The organism is Actinomadura sp. NPDC048955 (assembly GCF_040649435.1).
Lineage (GTDB): Bacteria > Actinomycetota > Actinomycetes > Streptosporangiales > Streptosporangiaceae > Spirillospora > Spirillospora luteofluorescens.
Window position 1 is genome coordinate 1 of the sequence record NZ_JBEZJI010000198.1, and the last position, 1,382, is coordinate 1,382.

Consider the following 1,382-nt stretch of genomic DNA (forward strand, 5'->3'; position numbering starts at 1 on the left):
GCTATGCAATCAACTGGCTTGAAAGACAAAAACGGCACTGAAATTTATGAAGGGGATATTATAAGAGGTCCATACGATACAGGGATTATTGGCTATGAAATGGTAACGACAGAAGTAAAATATGATTTACTTAAAGGATTCCAATTAGGACAATTTGACTTAAATGTTACAGAGGTTATTGGCAATATCTATGAAAACCCAGAGAAATGCAGGTTTGTTGAAAGAGAATTCTAAATGGAATGAGGGTGAGTAAATGAACTCAGAAGCTAAGTTTGTATCTAGTGTGATGGACGCTAGGTTGAAGAAAGTAAAAGGAGAACGTGACAGTTTACGTAAGCAACGTGATGAACTAATCAATGATATGGCAGAAGTGAAAACGAAGGCAGAGGCGTGGGATAAGTTAAAGGAATACGTATTAGACAGAAATGAGACCTTTAGTGATAGAAAAGATTGTGCACAAAGCCCACAACAATTTGAACGCTTTGAAAACTTATTAACTGCATTTAAAGTTATAAAAACTAAAATGAACGATTTAGAGCGTGGTAGTGATGGACAATAGAGAGTTTATCCAACACTGTATATTATCATCTACAGTATTTCCTAATAAAAGGAAAGCTAAAAGAGTTTTAAAGAAGTTAAATAAAATTGGAGTAGATGATTTTTATTTGCTACCAATTAATTAAAATATACATTTCATAAGGAGAAAAAATACTATGAAAAAGAAATTTACAATTGAAGTTGAAATGGAAGAAAGATGGGTTAATGAATTTATGTCAATGTTAGATAAGATGGAGTACTTAGGTGACTTAGGCGCATCAAGAACAGTTTCTATATATGCTGATGGGGATGGTGATTTTAAACCTAAGTTTAAAACAGATGTAGCTTGGACTAGAGTTAGACCTAAAGGCGCAGACTATGATTTAAATGATAATCATTATGATGCTGGGTAAAACATACAATTTATAAGGGGAAAAATATTATGAAAAGAAATTATTGAACTTAATGAAGAAGCGAAAAGCGAAGTAGAAAAAAGAGTTTTAACTTTAGAATAGTAGAAAGCAATTCGAAGAGTTTAGTAGAAAATGGAGGAACAATAAATGACAAATACATTAGAAATTAAATTATTATCAGAAAACGCGACTATGTCGAAGAGAGCAAATTCTACAGATAGCGGATTAGATTTGTATGTATCAGAAACAACAACAATCAAAGCAGGAGAAACAAAAGCAGTTAAAACAGACGTGGCTATTAATTTACCTCACGGATATGAAGCACAAGTAAGACCTAGATCAGGTAAGTCACTAAAAACAAAGTTACGTGTAGCATTAGGAACAATAGACCAAACATACAATAAAGAAATCGGTATCATCACAGATAACATA

Annotated in this window: 4 protein-coding genes; all 4 read left to right on the forward strand. The window is 32.5% G+C overall.

The annotated features are described in order from the left end of the window. The coding region (locus AB0C84_RS46195; RefSeq protein ID WP_361079287.1) for a YopX family protein at positions 1-234 on the forward strand (234 nt) is incomplete at its 5' end. A 19-nt stretch (positions 235-253) separates the two neighbouring features. Next, the gene (locus AB0C84_RS46200) at positions 254-559 is read left to right on the forward strand and encodes a hypothetical protein (RefSeq protein WP_361079290.1); all 306 of its coding nucleotides are present in this window, start codon (positions 254-256) and stop codon (positions 557-559) included. A 154-nt stretch (positions 560-713) separates the two neighbouring features. Further along, on the forward strand, positions 714-950 hold the full coding sequence (locus tag AB0C84_RS46205; RefSeq protein WP_001830278.1) for a hypothetical protein: 237 nt from the start codon (positions 714-716) through the stop codon (positions 948-950). Between the two features lie 147 nt (positions 951-1,097). Further along, positions 1,098-1,382: dUTP pyrophosphatase (locus tag AB0C84_RS46210; protein ID WP_361079293.1), on the forward strand; the 285-nt coding region annotated here is incomplete at its 3' end.